The 17,120-nt window shown below is 53.2% G+C and carries 21 protein-coding genes; 11 read left to right on the top strand and 10 right to left on the bottom strand.

Features of this window, described 5'->3' with window-relative positions:
- Positions 1 to 39 precede the first annotated feature (39 nt).
- On the bottom strand, positions 40 to 522 hold the full coding sequence (smpB, locus tag ACQG19_RS18680) for an SsrA-binding protein SmpB (protein WP_008502505.1): 483 nt from the start codon (positions 520 to 522) through the stop codon (positions 40 to 42).
- Between the two features lie 156 nt (positions 523 to 678).
- On the opposite strand from smpB, the gene ACQG19_RS18675 reads away from it, so the two are divergent.
- Complete coding sequence (locus ACQG19_RS18675; RefSeq protein WP_008502504.1) at positions 679 to 1,116, top strand: type II toxin-antitoxin system RatA family toxin; 438 nt, start codon at positions 679 to 681, stop codon at positions 1,114 to 1,116.
- Positions 1,106 to 1,393: an RnfH family protein gene (locus tag ACQG19_RS18670; RefSeq protein WP_028028154.1), complete on the top strand. Its 288-nt coding sequence runs from the start codon at positions 1,106 to 1,108 to the stop codon at positions 1,391 to 1,393. Before ACQG19_RS18675 ends, ACQG19_RS18670 begins: the two co-directional genes overlap by 11 nt.
- A gap of 108 nt (positions 1,394 to 1,501) precedes the next feature.
- Here ACQG19_RS18670 and bamE read toward each other — a convergent pair whose 3' ends face one another.
- The 3 genes from bamE to nadK form a co-directional block, all read right to left on the bottom strand.
- Positions 1,502 to 1,840: an outer membrane protein assembly factor BamE gene (gene bamE, locus ACQG19_RS18665; RefSeq protein ID WP_003863121.1), complete on the bottom strand. Its 339-nt coding sequence runs from the start codon at positions 1,838 to 1,840 to the stop codon at positions 1,502 to 1,504.
- 138 nt (positions 1,841 to 1,978) lie between these two features.
- Positions 1,979 to 3,640 carry a DNA repair protein RecN gene (gene recN, locus ACQG19_RS18660; RefSeq protein ID WP_058682797.1) on the bottom strand — a complete coding sequence of 554 codons (1,662 nt, stop codon included), beginning with the start codon at positions 3,638 to 3,640 and terminating at the stop codon, positions 1,979 to 1,981.
- Positions 3,641 to 3,725: 85 nt separating this feature from the next.
- A complete protein-coding gene (nadK, locus tag ACQG19_RS18655; protein WP_013098356.1) occupies positions 3,726 to 4,604 on the bottom strand; it encodes an NAD(+) kinase in 879 nt (292 codons plus the stop codon).
- Between the two features lie 122 nt (positions 4,605 to 4,726).
- Here nadK and grpE point away from each other — a divergent pair, with 122 nt between their 5' ends.
- The gene (gene grpE, locus ACQG19_RS18650; protein WP_048970717.1) at positions 4,727 to 5,320 is read left to right on the top strand and encodes a nucleotide exchange factor GrpE; all 594 of its coding nucleotides are present in this window, start codon (positions 4,727 to 4,729) and stop codon (positions 5,318 to 5,320) included.
- 52 nt (positions 5,321 to 5,372) lie between these two features.
- On the opposite strand, the gene ACQG19_RS18645 is transcribed toward grpE, so the two are convergent.
- Together ACQG19_RS18645 and ACQG19_RS18640 are read right to left on the bottom strand one after the other, a co-directional pair.
- Positions 5,373 to 6,659, bottom strand: coding sequence for an HlyC/CorC family transporter (locus ACQG19_RS18645; RefSeq protein WP_028028086.1), 1,287 nt, complete (start codon positions 6,657 to 6,659; stop codon positions 5,373 to 5,375).
- Between the two features lie 18 nt (positions 6,660 to 6,677).
- Positions 6,678 to 7,469, bottom strand: a complete 792-nt coding sequence (locus tag ACQG19_RS18640) for a cytochrome C assembly family protein (protein ID WP_014832951.1) — start codon at positions 7,467 to 7,469, stop codon at positions 6,678 to 6,680.
- Between the two features lie 166 nt (positions 7,470 to 7,635).
- Between ACQG19_RS18640 and ffh the strand changes: the two genes are divergently transcribed.
- The 7 genes from ffh (at position 7,636) to ACQG19_RS18605 (ending at position 13,052) form a co-directional block, all read left to right on the top strand.
- The gene (gene ffh / locus ACQG19_RS18635; RefSeq protein ID WP_013098351.1) at positions 7,636 to 8,997 is read left to right on the top strand and encodes a signal recognition particle protein; all 1,362 of its coding nucleotides are present in this window, start codon (positions 7,636 to 7,638) and stop codon (positions 8,995 to 8,997) included.
- Positions 8,998 to 9,113: 116 nt separating this feature from the next.
- Positions 9,114 to 9,362, top strand: coding sequence for a 30S ribosomal protein S16 (gene rpsP / locus ACQG19_RS18630; protein WP_003863133.1), 249 nt, complete (start codon positions 9,114 to 9,116; stop codon positions 9,360 to 9,362).
- Between the two features lie 15 nt (positions 9,363 to 9,377).
- A complete protein-coding gene (rimM, locus tag ACQG19_RS18625) occupies positions 9,378 to 9,917 on the top strand; it encodes a ribosome maturation factor RimM (protein WP_013098350.1) in 540 nt (179 codons plus the stop codon).
- Positions 9,918 to 9,948: 31 nt separating this feature from the next.
- Entirely contained in the window at positions 9,949 to 10,716 is a 768-nt protein-coding gene (gene trmD, locus ACQG19_RS18620) for a tRNA (guanosine(37)-N1)-methyltransferase TrmD (protein ID WP_008502493.1), read from the top strand.
- Positions 10,717 to 10,759: 43 nt separating this feature from the next.
- Complete coding sequence (gene rplS / locus ACQG19_RS18615; protein ID WP_002914145.1) at positions 10,760 to 11,107, top strand: 50S ribosomal protein L19; 348 nt, start codon at positions 10,760 to 10,762, stop codon at positions 11,105 to 11,107.
- A gap of 132 nt (positions 11,108 to 11,239) precedes the next feature.
- The gene (locus ACQG19_RS18610) at positions 11,240 to 11,644 is read left to right on the top strand and encodes a DUF2946 domain-containing protein (RefSeq protein ID WP_246932909.1); all 405 of its coding nucleotides are present in this window, start codon (positions 11,240 to 11,242) and stop codon (positions 11,642 to 11,644) included.
- A 37-nt stretch (positions 11,645 to 11,681) separates the two neighbouring features.
- Positions 11,682 to 13,052, top strand: a complete 1,371-nt coding sequence (locus tag ACQG19_RS18605; RefSeq protein WP_246932907.1) for a PepSY-associated TM helix domain-containing protein — start codon at positions 11,682 to 11,684, stop codon at positions 13,050 to 13,052.
- 2 nt (positions 13,053 to 13,054) lie between these two features.
- On the opposite strand, the gene ACQG19_RS18600 is transcribed toward ACQG19_RS18605, so the two are convergent.
- The 4 genes from ACQG19_RS18600 to ACQG19_RS18585 all read right to left on the bottom strand — a co-directional run bounded on the left by ACQG19_RS18600 (position 13,055) and on the right by ACQG19_RS18585 (position 15,831).
- Entirely contained in the window at positions 13,055 to 13,540 is a 486-nt protein-coding gene (locus ACQG19_RS18600; protein ID WP_013098347.1) for an OmpA family protein, read from the bottom strand.
- A 12-nt stretch (positions 13,541 to 13,552) separates the two neighbouring features.
- Positions 13,553 to 14,773 (bottom strand): diguanylate cyclase DgcN, encoded by a 1,221-nt coding sequence (dgcN, locus tag ACQG19_RS18595; protein ID WP_246932904.1) that lies wholly within the window; start codon positions 14,771 to 14,773, stop codon positions 13,553 to 13,555.
- The gene (locus ACQG19_RS18590) at positions 14,766 to 15,302 is read right to left on the bottom strand and encodes a YfiR family protein (RefSeq protein WP_028028085.1); all 537 of its coding nucleotides are present in this window, start codon (positions 15,300 to 15,302) and stop codon (positions 14,766 to 14,768) included. The genes dgcN and ACQG19_RS18590 overlap by 8 nt, the downstream gene beginning before the upstream one ends.
- A gap of 154 nt (positions 15,303 to 15,456) precedes the next feature.
- Entirely contained in the window at positions 15,457 to 15,831 is a 375-nt protein-coding gene (locus tag ACQG19_RS18585) for a DUF2799 domain-containing protein (RefSeq protein ID WP_020690780.1), read from the bottom strand.
- A gap of 214 nt (positions 15,832 to 16,045) precedes the next feature.
- On the opposite strand from ACQG19_RS18585, the gene aroF reads away from it, so the two are divergent.
- Positions 16,046 to 17,116, top strand: coding sequence for a 3-deoxy-7-phosphoheptulonate synthase AroF (aroF, locus tag ACQG19_RS18580; protein WP_246932902.1), 1,071 nt, complete (start codon positions 16,046 to 16,048; stop codon positions 17,114 to 17,116).
- The last annotated feature ends 4 nt before the right edge of the window (positions 17,117 to 17,120 follow it).

The raw sequence follows: 17,120 nt of genomic DNA, 5'->3' as shown, positions 1-17,120 counted from the left end.
GAACGCTAACTTATTGAATAGTACAATAAGTGTGCAGAATCAACGTCCTGCGTTTTTCATAATGCGCGCTTTGTCGAGCTGCCATTCGCGCTCTTTCAGGTCAGTACGTTTGTCGTGCTGTTTTTTACCTTTGGCAACGCCAACTTTTACTTTGCACCAGGCGTTTTTCCAGTACAGCGACAGCGCGACCACGGTAAAGCCCTCTCGGTTAATGCGCCCGTAGAGGGATTCCAGTTCACGCTTGTTCAGCAGCAGCTTACGGGTACGCGTTGGGTCACACACGTAGTGCGAAGAGGCGACGGTCAGCGGCGTAAAGTTGGCACCGAACAGGAAGGCTTCACCATCTTTCAGGATGACGTAGCTATCGCCGATGTTGGCTTTCCCGGCGCGCAGCGATTTTACTTCCCAGCCCTGCAGGGCAAGGCCAGCTTCAAATTCTTCTTCAATGAAATACTCATGGCGAGCACGCTTGTTGAGCGCAATGGTCGCCGAGCCTGGTTTATGTGCTTTTTTCTTCGTCATAAGTGTCGTAAAGCCGTCGGTAATCTGATTTCAAAAAGTCACCTCATTGCGTCCTGTGAGGTCTAACGCGCTATCTTAGCACGAGATGAGGCTTAGCGTTTTTTTAACAGGTGATAAATGTTATTATTTGTCCGTTGTGTGACCATGGGAAATGCTATGCCTCAGATTAGCCGTACTGCGCTTGTACCTTACAGCGCGGAACAAATGTATCAGTTAGTGAACGATGTTCAGTCTTATCCAGAATTTATCCCTGGGTGTACCGGGAGCCGCGTTCTGGAGTCTGGCCCGACGCAGATGACGGCGGCGGTGGATGTCTCCAAAGCGGGGATCAGCAAGACGTTCACCACCCGTAATACGCTGACGAACAATCAGAGTATTTTGATGCATCTGGTGGATGGTCCATTCAAGACCCTGATGGGAGGCTGGAAGTTTACGCCGCTGAGCGCTGATGCCTGCCGCATCGAGTTCCATCTGGACTTTGAGTTTACCAATAAGCTGATTGAGCTGGCGTTTGGCCGCATCTTCAAAGAGCTGGCGTCCAATATGGTTCAGGCGTTCACGACCCGCGCCAAAGAGGTCTACAGTGTCGCATAAGATAGCTGTGGAAGTGGTCTACGCGTTGCCTGAGAAGCAGTATCTGCAGCGCGTGACGCTGGAAGAGGGCGCAACCGTTGAGGCGGCTATCCGAGCTTCTGGCATTCTGGAGCTTCGTCGCGATATCGATCTGGCAAAAAATAAAGTCGGCATTTACAGCCGCCCGGTGAAACTGGGTGATGTGCTGAAAGAGGGCGACCGGGTGGAGATTTATCGCCCGCTGATTGCCGACCCGAAAGAGCTGCGTCGCCAGCGTGCGGAGAAATCAGCTAAGTAGTGCTTTCTTCTCCCGGTGGCGCTGTGCTTACCGGGGCTACGATCCAGTGCGAAATGTCAATACAAAAAAGGTGCTCATTGAGCACCTTTTTGCATTTCTGACGCCGGATTATTTGGTCAGGGCAGGTTTGTTGTCGATGTTGGTCAACACACCGGCGCTGCTGAAGGTCAGCGTCAGGGTCTGCTGGGTCACATCTTCGTGGCCTGGCTGCTGACGGAATACATAGAACCAGGTGTTGGTGCCGAACGGATCGGACATCATCGGGGTTCCCAGTGCATAAGCGACCTGCTGTTGTGTCATCCCTACACGGATTTTAGACACATCGTTAGGGGTAAGGTAGTTCCCCTGGTTGATGTCAGGACGGTAAACCACTTTCTCCAGAGTGGAACAGCCTGCGGTCAACATCAGAAGAACCGCAGCGGCAGCGGTCAGCGTTTTACAGCGCATAGTGATTTGATTCCTTTTCGGGCCCGAGCAGTACGCGGCTCATATGTAATATGCCGATGATAATAGACCTTGCCCCACTTTGAAACCGGTCTGGCGGCGTTTTTGTTGTTCTGTATGACCCTGAGATCCCGAAAAAGTTTATGCCGCCAGTAGTTCTTTCGCATTCGCGAGCGTATTGCGGGTAACTTCGCTGCCTCCCAGCAGACGAGCCAGCTCCTGCAGGCGCGAGCGTTTATCCAGCGGTTTCATGTGCGTTTCGGTCATTTCACCATCCGTTTCTTTGCTGACGATAAAGTGATGATGACCACAGCCCGCCACCTGCGGCAGGTGGGTGACGCACATCACCTGAGTCGATTCACCGAGCTGGCGCAGCAGTTTACCCACTACCGCCGCCGTCGGACCGCTAATTCCCACATCCACTTCATCGAAAATCAGGGCCGGGGTTTCCATTTTACGGGCGGTGATAACCTGGATCGCCAGAGCAATACGGGAGAGCTCACCACCGGATGCCACTTTGGAAATAGGCTGTAACGGCTGGCCTGGGTTGGTGGTGACACGGAATTCGATGCGATCCGCGCCTTCCGCCGTCAGGGAGTTCTCTTCGAAGCGGACATCAATCGTGAATATGCCGTGTGGCATCGCCAGCGTATGCATGCTGTCAGTGATGTGCTGGCTGAGTTCCTGAGCATAGTGCTGACGAACATCATGCAGCTTTTTCGCCGTGGTCAGCGCCTGCTGATGGTGCTGGTTTACCGCCAGAGTCAGGGTTTCCAGTGAATCAGCCTGATCGTCAAGTTGCTGCTGTTCATCAAGGAGAGACTGATAGAAAGCAGGCAACTCTTCCGGCGTGACGTGGTGCTTGCGCGCCAGCGAAATCTGACGGGAAATGCGCTGTTCCAGCTCAAACAGGCGATTGGGATCGAGATCCAGACGTTCACAGTAGTGGCGCAGTTCATCACCGGCTTCAGAGATTTGAATTGCCGCCTCTTCCAGCATATCCAGCACGCCGGACAGTTTGCTGTCCATGCCCGCCAGCTCGGTAACAAGCTGACGCACGTTATACAGCTGGCTTTGCAGATTAACGTCTTCGCCATCTGCCAGTAAGGTGAGGGCGTTCTGGCTGGTAGAGAGCAGATGGCCACTGTTGGCCAGACGCTTGTACTCTTCGTCAATGAGTTCGAACTCACCCGCCTGCGGATTAAACTCGTTCAGTTCTTTGAGCTGATACTCCAGCAGCTCGGCGCGTGCGGCACGCTCCTGGCTTTGCTGCTGATGCTGAGCCAGCTCGCGGCAGCTCTGGTGCCACTGGCGATAGTGTTCTGCCATCAACTGAGTAAGTGCATACTCACCTGCATAGCCATCGAGCAGCGATTTTTGCTGCTCCGGCTTAACCAGTTGCTGATGCGCGTGCTGACCATGGATTTGAATTAGCAACTGGCCCAGCTCGCGAAGCTGAGAAAGCGGTACCGCCGTGCCGTTGATAAAACCACGTGACCGACCGTCGCTGCTGATAACGCGGCGAAGTAAACACTCACGTCCATCTTCAAGCTGATTTTCTTCGAGCCAGCGCAGGGCTGCAGGGGTGTCTTTCAGGGAGAAGCGAGCGCAGAGGTCAGCACGGTTGGCACCCATGCGCACCATGTCACCCTCAGCACGCCCGCCAAGGCACAAGCCGAGGGCATCAATGGCAATGGATTTACCCGCACCGGTTTCCCCGGTGATCGCCGTCATGCCGCTGTGGAAATCGATCTCAAGCTCACGAACAATGGCAAAGTTGCTGATGGTCAGTTGTGCCAGCATAATTGTTTTCCTGTATGAAAAACCATAACTGTGTTTTCATACAGTATAAACTGGTTTTTTATACAGTAAAGTACTGGATGCAAAATCAGAACAATTTTTTTGACCAGCCAAGCTTCGAGCTTAATGTGTTGAAATAGCTGTAATCTTTCGGGTGAATAAGATTCAGGTGATAATCACACCGACGAATTAGCACATCTTCACCTTCCTGAATAGGCAGCGCGATCTGGCTGTCGCAGCTAATCTCCAGGTCATTACGGCGGTGCGAGAAACGCAGCCGGATGGTGCTGCTGCCGTTAATCACCAGCGGGCGGGCAGAGAGGGTGTGCGGGAACATCGGCACCAGCGTAATGGCATCCAGCGAAGGCGTCAGGATTGGTCCTCCCGCGGAAAGCGAATAGGCGGTCGAGCCCGTCGGCGTGGAGATAATCAGCCCGTCAGAGCGCTGGGAGAACGCGAAGATTTCATCGATATACACTTCGAACTCAATCATATGCGCCACTTTGCCGGGGTGAAGTACCACCTCGTTAATAGCGGTACTGATGCGTTTCTGGCAGTCCTGCTGACACACCTGTGCTTCCAGTAAAAAACGTTTTTCGCTGATGTAATGTCCTTCCAGCACATCGGCCAGTTGCTGCTGTGCGTTGTCCGGGTCGAGGTCGGTCAGAAAACCGAGATTGCCACGGTTGATGCCGATGACTTTTATGTCGTAGCGGGCCAGCGTGCGAGCCGCGCCGAGCATGTTGCCGTCGCCGCCGACCACCACGGCAAGATCCGCCTGCTGTCCAATCTCTGCCAGCGTGCCGGTTTTAACGCTCTTAAGCTGCAGCTCCTGAGCGATCTGCTGCTCAACCATCACCTCATAGCCTTTGCTACACAGCCAGCGATACAACATTTCATGTGTCGTCAATGCCGTAGGGTGACGCGGGTGCCCGACGATCCCAATACACCTGAAATGATTATTCATTTTCTGGAGGTCCTTGTGCCTGATGAATGATGACAATCTATCTTGTTCCCTTGAATCCAGGAAACTGATCCCCATAATAAGCGAAGTTAGCGAGATGAATGCAGAAAAACGCGGAGAAATTCATGAGTAGTAAAGAACAGAAAACGCCTGAGGGGCAAGCCCCTGAAGAAATTATCACGGAACAGCACGATGAAGTTGAGGCTGTAGAGCCAGACGCATCTGCTGAGCAGGTGGACCCGCGCGATGAAAAAATTGCGAATCTGGAAGCCCAACTGGTAGAAGCACAGAATCGCGAACGCGACAGTGTTCTGCGCATCAAGGCGGAAATGGAAAACCTGCGTCGTCGTACCGAACAGGACGTTGAAAAGGCGCATAAGTTTGCGCTGGAGAAATTCGTCAACGAACTGCTGCCGGTAATCGACAGCCTCGATCGCGCGCTGGAAGTGGCTGATAAAGCGAATCCGGAAAACGCGGCGATGATTGAAGGTATCGAACTGACGCTGAAATCCATGCTGGACGTGGTGCGTAAGTTTGGTGTGGAAGTGATTGCCGATACCGACGTCCCGCTGGATCCTAACGTGCACCAGGCAATTGCGATGGTGGAATCAGAAGACGTTGAAGCCGGTAAAGTGCTGGGCGTGATGCAGAAAGGGTATACCCTGAACGGCCGTACCATCCGTGCTGCGATGGTAACCGTGGCGAAAGCGAAAGCGTAATTTGCCGCTCCGTAGTGCCGGGCGGCGGCTTCGCCTTGCCCGGCCTACAACTTTATTCCGCGATACTTTCGCGCAGTGGTTTAACAGGCAGGACCTTCACCTGCTTAATCATATTGTCCTGCACGTCCAGGATATCAATATCATACTGTTCAATGCGCACCCGTGTGCCCGCCGCCGGGATCTCTTCCAGTGCTTCCAGAATCATCCCGTTCATGGTGCGAGCCTCATCTTCCGGCAGATGCCAGTTAAAGGCTTTATTGAGTTCGCGAATATTCGCGCTGCCGTCAATCAGCACCGAACCGTCGTTTTGCGGCGTGACCTCTTCCGCAAGAGAAGGGGACATGGAGGTGGTAAAATCTCCGACAATCTCTTCCAGAATATCTTCGACCGTCACCAGCCCCTGAATATCGCCATACTCATCGACCACCAGGCCGACTTTCTTCTTGTTACGCTGGAATTTCACCAGCTGCGTGCTGAGCGGCGTTCCTTCCGGCACGTAGTAAATCTCGTCGGCGGCGCGCAGCATCACCTCTTTAGTGAACTCTTTTTTCTCGGTCATCAGGCGATAGGCTTCCCGCACGCGCAGCATACTGATGGCGTCGTCCAGGGAGTCGCGATACAGCACAATGCGTCCGTGCGGGGAGTGGGTCAGCTGGCGGACGATGGCCTTCCAGTCGTCGTTAATATCAATCCCGACGATTTCGTTACGCGGCACCATAATGTCGTTAACGCTGACCTTTTCCAGATCCAGCACCGACAGGAGCATGTCCTGATTGCGGCGTGAAATCTGCGAGCGGGATTCGTTCACGATGGTGCGCAGCTCGTCTTTGCTGAGTGCACTGCTGATGGCGACGTCGGCTTTGATGCCGACCATGCGCATCAGGATACGGGTGACCATATTCAACAGCCAGACCAGCGGCATCATCAGGATCAGCAGCGGTGCCAGCAGGAAGCTGCTCGGGTAAGCCACTTTTTCCGGGTAAAGCGCAGCGATGGTTTTGGGCAGCACTTCCGCAAACACCAGCACTACAAACGTCAGTACGCCGGTAGCAATCGCGACCCCGGCGTTGCCGTACAGTCGCATCCCGACAATGGTGCCCAGCGCAGAGGCGAGGATATTGACGAGGTTGTTACCGATAAGCACCAGGCTTATCAGGCGATCCGGTTTACGGAGCAGTTTTTCAACGCGACGTGCGGCACGGTTACCCTGTTTAGCACGATGACGTAACCGGTAGCGGTTTAAGGTCATCATGCCGGTTTCCGAGCCAGAGAAATAGGCGGAGATGACCACCATGACGATCAGCGTAACGATCAGCGTGGTGGTAGAGATGTGTTCCAGGGGGAACTCCTTTGTTACTTAGCCAGCAAATTGCTGTATGAAGCGACTTCCGAAATAGGCAAGGGTGAGTATGCCCGCACCCGCGACATTGAACCAGACCACGCGACGACCGCGCCAGCCCTCATGATAATGGCCCCATAACAGCACAATATAGACAAACCACGCGATGATGGAGAGCACCGCTTTGTCGATATTCTCCACGCTGAACAGGTTTTTCATATAAAACAGGCCAGTGCAGAGCGTTAAGGTCAATAATACTACGCCGACCTGGGTGATGTGGAACATCTTACGCTCAATGACCATCAGCGGCGGCATCTCATGGTTAAACGCCAGCTTTTTGTTTTTCAACTGGTAGTCAATCCAGGCGAGCTGCATGGCATAGAGCGCGGCAATGATCAGCGTTGCGTAAGAGAACAGCGACAGGCCGATATGCACCAGCATGCCCGGCGTGGCTTCCAGATGCGTAATGAATTCATTGGGCATAAAGGTAGCCAAGGCCAGATTGATCAGCGCGAAGGCATAAACAATGGGCAGCAACAGCCAGCCGCGATTCTTAGAGGCGACAATTGTCATCACCGTACAGATCATCAGGCTGACCAGCGAACCGACGTTCAGCACGCTCAGGTTTTGCACGCTGCCGTCACCGGGAATGATGCGCGATTCCAGCGCAAAAGCGTGACTAATCAGTGCGATCACCGCCGACAGAATAGCCATGCGCCGCCAGCCGCTGTTTTTTTGCAGCAGTCCGGGAATAATCAGCGCAAGGCTGACAGAGTAGGCAACAAGGGCGATCAGTGCGAAAACAGGCATATAGGCATCGACAGTTGTCTTAATAAGAAAGAGAAGCAGTATAACGTTACGTGACGCCTGCTCCAACCGTTGCATAACAACAAAGGCGCCTTCATGTTATACTCCGGCAAAATTCTGTGTATGTGTCGCTCATGGCGGCCCAACGTTTCTACTCAGGCGAGAGACAATGTTTGATAATTTAACCGATCGTTTGTCGCGCACGCTGCGCAACATCAGCGGCCGCGGACGCCTTACCGAAGACAACATCAAGGAAACGCTGCGCGAAGTGCGCATGGCGCTGCTGGAAGCAGACGTCGCGTTGCCGGTTGTTCGTGATTTTATCAACCGCGTTAAAGAGAAGGCGGTTGGTCATGAAGTTAACAAGAGCCTGACCCCGGGTCAGGAGTTCGTCAAAATTGTTCGTAACGAACTGGTTTCGGCGATGGGCGAAGAGAACCAGGTCCTGAACCTGGCGGCTCAGCCTCCGGCCGTCGTGTTGATGGCGGGTCTGCAGGGTGCGGGTAAAACCACCAGCGTCGGTAAGCTGGGTAAATTCCTGCGCGAGAAGCACAAGAAAAAGGTGCTGGTGGTTTCTGCGGACGTTTATCGCCCGGCGGCGATCAAACAGCTGGAGACCCTGGCGCAGCAGGTTGGGGTCGATTTCTTCCCGTCTGACGTGGCCCAGAAGCCAGTCGACATCGTGAACGCGGCGCTGAAAGAGGCGAAGCTGAAGTTCTACGACGTGCTGCTGGTGGATACCGCCGGTCGTCTGCACGTTGACGAAGCGATGATGGACGAAATCAAACAGGTGCATGCTTCTATCAACCCGGTAGAGACCCTGTTTGTGGTTGACGCCATGACCGGTCAGGATGCGGCAAACACCGCGAAAGCGTTCAACGAAGCGCTGCCGTTAACCGGCGTGGTGCTGACCAAAGTGGACGGTGACGCCCGCGGCGGTGCGGCGCTTTCTATTCGTCATATCACCGGTAAGCCGATCAAATTCCTCGGTGTGGGCGAAAAAACCGAAGCGCTGGAGCCGTTCCACCCGGACCGTATTGCCTCCCGTATCCTCGGCATGGGCGACGTGCTGTCGCTGATTGAAGATATCGAGAGCAAAGTTGACCGTGCGCAGGCCGAGAAGCTGGCCAGCAAGCTGAAAAAAGGCGACGGTTTCGATCTGACCGACTTCCTTGAGCAGTTGCGTCAGATGAAAAACATGGGCGGCATGGCAAGCCTGATGGGCAAGCTGCCGGGCATGGGCCAGATCCCAGACAACGTAAAAGCGCAGATGGATGACAAGGTGCTGGTGCGTATGGAGGCGATCATCAACTCAATGACCCTCAAAGAGCGTGCTAACCCGGATATCATCAAAGGTTCCCGTAAGCGTCGTATCGCAGCCGGTTGCGGCATGCAGGTGCAGGACGTTAACCGCCTTCTGAAACAGTTCGACGACATGCAGCGCATGATGAAGAAAATGAAGAAAGGCGGCATGGCGAAAATGATGCGTGGCATGAAAGGCATGATGCCACCCGGTTTTCCTGGGCGATAATCGCTTTTGAGATTGCTTTTTGCCCGAAAATGAGTAAAATTTTCGGGCTTTTAATATGACACCCGGGCTCCGTTCCTCGATGGGGCCCGGTTGTTTTATTCACACAAGAGGATGTTATGGTAACTATTCGTTTAGCACGTCACGGCGCTAAAAAGCGTCCGTTCTACCAGGTTGTTGTGACTGACAGCCGTAATGCACGCAACGGTCGCTTCATCGAGCGCGTTGGTTTCTTCAACCCACTGGCCGCTGGCGCAGAAGAAGAAACTCGTCTGGATCTGGATCGTATCGCTCACTGGGTTGGCCAGGGCGCGACTGTTTCCGATCGCGTTGCTACGCTGATCAAAGCAGCAAACAAAGCAGCTTAATCTGTCACGGTGGTCATGATGAGCAATAAAGCACCTGTTGAACCGATTGTATTGGGCAAAATGGGTTCTTGCTACGGTATCCGTGGTTGGCTCAGAGTGTTTTCCTCCACTGAAGACGCTGATAGCATTTTTAATTACCAGCCCTGGTTTATTCAGAAAGGCGGTAAGTGGGAAGAGGTCGAGCTGGAAAGCTGGCGTCACCACAATCAGGACATCATCATCAAGCTGAAAGGCGTTGACGATCGTGATGCCGCGAATGCATTGACTAATTGTGAAATTGTCGTGGATTCGTCGCAGTTGCCGGAGCTCGAAGAAGGCGACTATTACTGGAAAGACCTTATGGGTTGCCAGGTAGTCACTACTGAAGGCTACAGCCTGGGGAAAGTCATCGACATGATGGAAACCGGGTCCAATGACGTTCTCGTCATTAAGGCAAACCTGAAAGATGCATTTGGCATCAAGGAGCGGTTGGTTCCGTTCCTCGATGGACAGGTTATCAAGAAAGTCGATCTCGCTACTCAAACGATTGAAGTAGATTGGGATCCTGGTTTTTAAATTCTCCGGATAAACGGTAAAAGACGGCGCTATGTGGATTGGCATAATTAGCCTGTTTCCTGAAATGTTCCGCGCGATTACCGATTACGGGGTAACTGGCCGGGCAGTAAAGAATGGCCTGCTGAGCATCCAGAGCTGGAGTCCTCGTGACTTCACGCATGACCGGCACCGTACCGTGGACGATCGTCCTTACGGCGGCGGACCGGGGATGTTAATGATGGTGCAACCCTTACGGGACGCCATTCACACAGCAAAAGCCGCGGCAGGTGAAGGCGCAAAGGTGATTTATCTGTCACCTCAGGGACGCAAGCTTGATCAAGCGGGCGTCAGCGAACTGGCGACGAATCAAAAACTGATTCTGGTCTGTGGTCGCTACGAAGGGATAGATGAGCGCGTAATTCAAACCGAGATTGACGAAGAATGGTCTATCGGCGATTACGTTCTCAGCGGTGGTGAGTTACCCGCAATGACGCTGATTGACTCCGTCGCCCGGTTCATTCCGGGAGTACTGGGCCATGAAGCTTCGGCAACGGAAGATTCTTTTGCCGATGGGTTGCTGGACTGTCCACACTATACCCGTCCTGAAGTGTTAGAAGGGATGGAAGTCCCGGCAGTGTTACTGTCAGGAAACCATGCTGAGATACGTCGCTGGCGTTTGAAGCAGTCGCTGGGCCGAACCTGGCTTAGAAGACCTGAACTTCTGGAAAACCTGGCTCTGACTGAAGAGCAAGCAAAGTTGCTGGCCGAGTTCAAAACTGAACACGCGCAACAGCAGCATGAACATGATGGGAATGCGTAATACGCTCCCGAATATCAGTTTACCCAGGATAAGAGATTAAATTATGAGCAACATTATTAAGCAACTTGAACAAGAGCAGATGAAGCAGGACGTACCTTCCTTCCGTCCAGGTGACACCGTGGAAGTGAAAGTATGGGTTGTTGAAGGTTCCAAAAAACGTCTGCAGGCATTCGAGGGCGTGGTTATCGCTATTCGTAACCGCGGTCTGCACTCTGCATTCACTGTTCGTAAAATTTCCAACGGCGAAGGCGTTGAGCGTGTCTTCCAGACTCACTCTCCGGTAGTTGACAGCATTGCTGTTAAACGTCGTGGTGCTGTACGTAAAGCTAAACTGTACTACCTGCGTGAGCGTACTGGTAAGTCTGCTCGTATTAAAGAGCGTCTGAACTAAGATTCGCTTAAGCGACATCCTGTTAGAAAGGGCTGGCCGAAAGGCTGGCCCTTTTTTTATCCCATCGCATCTCTCGTGTTAACCCTTTCGTCATAAATCATTTACAATGCTGGCCTGTTCCGTGGAGGGTAAGTGATTAACGTACTGCATCAGCATAACTGGAAACGCGCAGCGGCATTGACCGCGCTGTTTGCGATCCTGCTGATCGTGATCGCACCGCTGATCTCCGTCTCGCTGCAAAAAGATCCCATGAGTACCATGCCGGGGATGCACCATGACATGAGCATGATGTCGATGGATGAGCACCACGGCGATAAGCAGCACAGCATGCCGGTTGACCATGCGGAAGCCTGTGGCTACTGCGTGCTATTAGCCCACGTGCCGGGCATGATACTCGCGCTGATTGTGCTGCTCAGTATCGTGCTGCAAAGGCTGCGTGTCAGGATGCCGCGTCAGGCGGTCAGCCACTGGCACTTTTTCCCCTGGCTTTATCCTGATACCCGCGCGCCGCCGCGGCAGTCTGCTTTTTCCCTTTAAAAAATATCGATAACTTTTTGCCTTAAAAAGGAAAAGTATGACTACCTGCACTCCGCGCGCGGCATGGGGAAACCTGCTGCGTCGACTCCATTTCTATGTCGGGCTGTTTGTCGGCCCGTTTATTTTCTTCGCCGCGCTGACCGGTACGCTGTACGTGGCGACACCGCAGCTGGAAAATATTCTGTACCGGCACGCGCTCCATACGGATTCCGTGGGGGAACTCCAACCGCTGGCGAAACAGATCGCCGTGGCGGAAAAAACCATCGGCACCGAGCTGCGTTTATACGCCGTTCGTCCTGGCCTGGCTGCGGGTGAAACCACCCGGGTGATGTTTGCCGACCCGTCGCTTGGCCCATCGGAGACCCGCTCTATTTTTATCGATCCCGTTACTCTTGCGGTGCGTGGCGATATGACCGTGTATGGCACCAGCGGGATTTTACCGCTACGCCAGACTATTGATTATCTGCATACGTCCCTGATGCTGGGTAACGTTGGTCGGCTCTACAGCGAGCTGGCCGCCTCGTGGATGTGGGTCGCCGCGCTGGGCGGGATTGCGCTCTGGTTTTATACCCGGCCAAAACGTCGGCTCAACAATCGTTTTCAGAACCGGCGTCGCCTGCATGTCACGCTGGGCTGGGTGCTGCTGGGGGGAATGTTGCTGTTTTCTGCGACCGGTCTGACGTGGTCCCAGTGGGCGGGTGGCAACGTGGATAAACTGCGCGCGCAGATGAACTGGCTCACGCCGCAGGTGAGCACCACGCTTTCGGGTGCGCCCGTCACGATGGATGAGCACGCTGAACACCATGGGCATCATGCCGGCATGATGATGCCCGACATGACGATGGATCTGACCCAGTTCGATGGCGTATTGCACGCTGCCCGCCAGGCCGGGATTGATGCGAATAAACTCGAAATCCGCCCGGCGAAAAGCGCTGACCAGGCGTGGACCGTGACGGAAATTGACCGCCGCTGGCCGACCCAGGTGGATGCCGTTGCGGTGGATCCAAATTCTATGCAAATTCTGGACAGAACCCGCTTTGAGGATTTCCCGTTAATGGCAAAGCTGACCCGCTGGGGTGTGGATTTCCATATGGGGATCTTATTCGGGCTGGTTAACCAGTTACTGCTCGTCGCATTTGGCCTGGCGCTGTGTGTGCTGATTGTCTGGGGATACCGGATGTGGTGGATGCGTCGTCCGGCGCAATCGACGGCCGATCCGCTTCAGACGCTTTGTCAGTGCTGGCTGGCGCTCCCGGGATGGGGAAAAGCCGTCACGGTGGTGGTCAGCGTATTGCTGGGGCTGGCATTGCCGGTGATGGGCGTGAGCCTGGCGCTGTTTATGCTGATTGACTGGCTACGCTGGCGAGCGGCAACTGGCGTGTCGCTCGCACAATCATCCGTTAAATAAGGCTATGGCGTGCTGATGACCACCGCGACCCGACGGTTTTCAGCACGCCCTTGCGCCGTACTGTTGCTGGAAACCGGATATTTTTTTCCTAATCCCTGCGTGGTGAGGTTGCTGCGCGGGATATTGGCGCCTTTGGCCCAGACGTCAGCCACCGCATTGGCACGTTTTAACGACAGCGCTTCATTGTAGCTTTCTTCACCGTAATTATCGGTGTGGCCATCCATACGGGCGTGTTTCAGGCCGGTAGCCGCCAGGCGAGAGGCCATGGTGCGGATCTGCGCTTCACTTTCCGGGCGCAGTCTGGCGTCATTTTTATCAAACAGGATCGTATCTGACAGGCCCAAAGACCAGTCGCCATTCAGTTCGTTAAAACCGTATGACTTCATCGCCGCAATTTGCTCAGGGGAGAACTTACCTTCAGGCGGTGACTGACAACCCGTCAGTACCATCGAAGCGAGAAATAACGGCGCGAAGTATCGCTTTAACATATCGTATCCTTTCTAAGTTATTGCTTTTGTACGCTGGTTTTTATCCTGGTACATGTTGCGGTCGGCTTGCTCCAGTAATGCTTCCACAGAGGCACTTTCCCACGCCAGAGCAAAGCCAATGCTAAGTGACATCGTTGCTGTCTGCCCGTTATGCAGATCGAACGGGCGCATAAACTGCTGCGACAGCGCAGCACAAATCTGTTGAACCTCTGCGGCAGACTGTACGCCGTACAGCACCATCGCAAACTCGTCACCGCCAAGGCGGTATGACTGATGACGCTTATCGCCAAACTCAACCATCCGGCGGGCGACTTCAATCAGGACGCAATCGCCCGCAGCATGTCCCCAGGTATCGTTAATAAACTTGAAATTATCACCGTCGAGGAAGAGCAGGGCAGTGTTGGTTTTTGCGGAGGCGTCGTGCATTAATGCCGCGATGCTGCTACGAAACGCCGCCCGATTGGCGAGGCCGGTGAGAGGATCGTGCATGGCGGTACGCAGTAGCTGAGCGTTTTTCGCCTGCAGCTTAAGCTGCCACTCTTCCATTTCATCCAGCAGACTGTTGAAGTCTTCGCCAAACTGGTGGAATTCTTCGATGCGACCATCCTTCACCCGCCGGGAAAAGTTGCGGTTGGTGCGTACGTCATGCACGACATCGGTGATGTTTTGCAGCGCCGTGACCATGCCATGATGCAGAGATTGTGTAATCGTAAGCGCGACGGCGGTGGCAAAAAGAATACAGCCGGTAAGAACGGCAAACGACAACCAGATGAAATGGCTGATGAGATTATCGCGTGCGGTCAGGCGAATTTCGCCGATCGCATTACCGTTATGCATGATGGGCTGTGCGACCGGGTCGGGGAACAGCCAGCGGCTAACCAATGCACCCAGCGTGTCGTTATTCTCTTCCGGGTTCCAGGACCAGTAAGCAAACCGCTTTTTATGCGCGTTAAGTACCTCAGCCACGGCAAACTGGCCCTGTTTACCCAGGGTGGTGAGCGTTTCGTTAGCCGCCAGCGAATCATTAAACACCAGTGAGGCTTCAAGGCTGTGGCTCATTGTTGCGCCGGTTAATTCGAGATTTTTTTGGGCGTATTGCTTTAATGTCACCACGGAAGCAAAACAGAGCAGGAGCCAAATTAACGTCATGGTGATGATGACGCTTATCATGCTGATTCGTCTCAACGTGCTTTTAAACGTTGGACGTGGCGTTGAAGTGATTTCTTTATCCATGCTGCTTATTCCGTGCCAGCATTAATACATCCGGATTGACGCGTACGCCACTGCGCGTCAATGCATCCAGATTAACGGAAAATCTGACCTGGTTATGATCGATTATCAGGCAGAATGCACTGCCAATAACACATTCCGGATTCTGCTCTGAGATTAATAGCAATGCTCTGCCCTGATATTGACTTATTAATTCAAGTTGTTTTGCAGGCGATTCAGCCCCGAAATAAATAGCATCACACGTCGCGGACAGGGCTTCCTGATCGTTACGTACAATGACGGGAGTATAAGGTAACTCGCTTTGCCCCTCTTCGCTGCTCAGTGCTTGCGTGTAGTGAGATGAGGCATAAACGCAGAGTTTAGGTTGCCCGGAAAGTGACGGCCATCGGGTATAGCTCACAATACCCGATACAATCGAACGTACCGATTTATCGGTTTCCGTGAACGTGGCTGCCGGTGCTGGGCCCACCATAAAGAACAGCATTAGCACCAGAGTGAGTCGGAACAAAGAGATCAAGAATGAATTTCTCACCAGAATCCGCCATACCGCTCTGGAAAATAGATGTCCTTACGAGTTGTCGGCAGAATACCATTGTTTATCAAAGCCGTCATTATGTCAGAAATGTACTGAGTACGACCTAAGCTAAATCCTACAGTTGTATATATTCCGGCGTATAAAAAACGGCTTAATTAAGTCTGCTGGAACGCATACTTTCATCCATTCCTTGTTGCCATGATTCATGCAGTTTTGCTGCGTTTTCAACAGTATCACAACTGGCCGGGAAAGATTTACCTGCTACCCCCCAGGCGTGAATAAAACCTTCCTCACACACTTTTTTCTGTCCGTCGGCGTAGCCACGAAGATATTCACTACGATCAACCTGCGGGTCGTTAAAACTATCGGCCAGCGTCTGATTATCTTTAACCGGCAGACCATTCATGGCGTCTTCTTTACCCGCATCAAACCAGCTGGGACTAGTCCAGTCGGGCTGGAAGGTATAAGGGTTGATCTCACAGCCCGATAAAAACAGCGACAACAGCATCAGAGCGATTGAACGCATAGCCATTCTCCTTTTTTCTTCAGCATAGCCTGGCAAAAGAAAGTGGGGGTGTAATTTTATGTTTACGATTTTGTCGGCTGATTTTTGCAGTAAAATGGCTTTTGTAAAGTAAAGTGTACGTATTTTGGATTGAAATCTTTACTTGTTGTGGTATCGTTGTTTCACCTCTTCGAGGAAAACACCTATCGCAAACGAGCTTTACAGGATCGCCATCATGCAAAAAGACGCGCTGAACAACGTACATATCACTGACGAACAGGTTTTGATTACACCGGATCAACTGAAAGCGGAGTTCCCGCTGAGCGCCACGCAGGAGGCTCAAATTGAGCACTCGCGCCAGACCATTTCTGACATTATCGCTGGCCGCGATCCGCGTCTGCTGGTGGTATGTGGTCCTTGTTCCATTCACGATCCTGAAACCGCCATTGAGTACGCTCGTCGATTTAAAGCATTAGCGGAGGAGGTCAGCGATAGCCTCTACCTGGTGATGCGCGTCTATTTTGAGAAGCCACGTACCACCGTTGGCTGGAAAGGGTTGATTAACGATCCGCACATGGATGGCTCGTTTGATGTGGAAGCCGGTCTGAAGATTGCGCGTCGCCTGCTGGTTGAGCTGGTCAGCATGGGGCTGCCACTGGCAACCGAAGCGCTGGATCCGAACAGCCCGCAGTACCTGGGCGATCTGTTTAGCTGGTCTGCGATTGGTGCGCGTACTACGGAATCACAAACCCACCGTGAAATGGCGTCTGGTCTGTCGATGCCGGTTGGTTTTAAAAACGGGACCGACGGTAGCCTTGCCACGGCGATCAACGCCATGCGCGCCGCGGCTATGCCGCATCGCTTTGTAGGTATTAACCAGGCGGGCCAGGTTTGTCTCCTGCAGACGCAGGGTAATCCGGACGGTCATGTGATCCTGCGTGGCGGTAAAGCGCCAAACTACAGCCCGGCAGATGTGGCACAGTGTGAAAAAGAGATGGAGCAGGCGGGACTGCGCCCGGCACTGATGGTAGATTGCAGTCATGGTAATTCGAACAAAGATTACCGTCGTCAGCCTGCGGTGGCGGAATCGGTGGTCGCACAAATCAAAGACGGCAACCGTTCTATTATCGGTCTGATGATTGAGAGCAATATTCATGAAGGCAATCAATCATCTGAACAACCGCGCAGCGCAATGAAGTACGGTGTGTCCGTGACGGATGCCTGCATCAGCTGGGAAACCACCGATGCGCTGCTGCGTGAGATCCACAAAGATATAAACGGCCAGCTGGCGACGCGTCTGGCTTAAGAGG

This window comes from Enterobacter cloacae complex sp. 277I4 (genome assembly GCF_050031465.1).
In the GTDB taxonomy this organism is placed as follows: Bacteria; Pseudomonadota; Gammaproteobacteria; order Enterobacterales; family Enterobacteriaceae; genus Enterobacter; species Enterobacter cloacae.
Note: the sequence above shows the minus strand (reverse complement) of the source record. Positions and strands in the feature narration are given on the sequence as shown.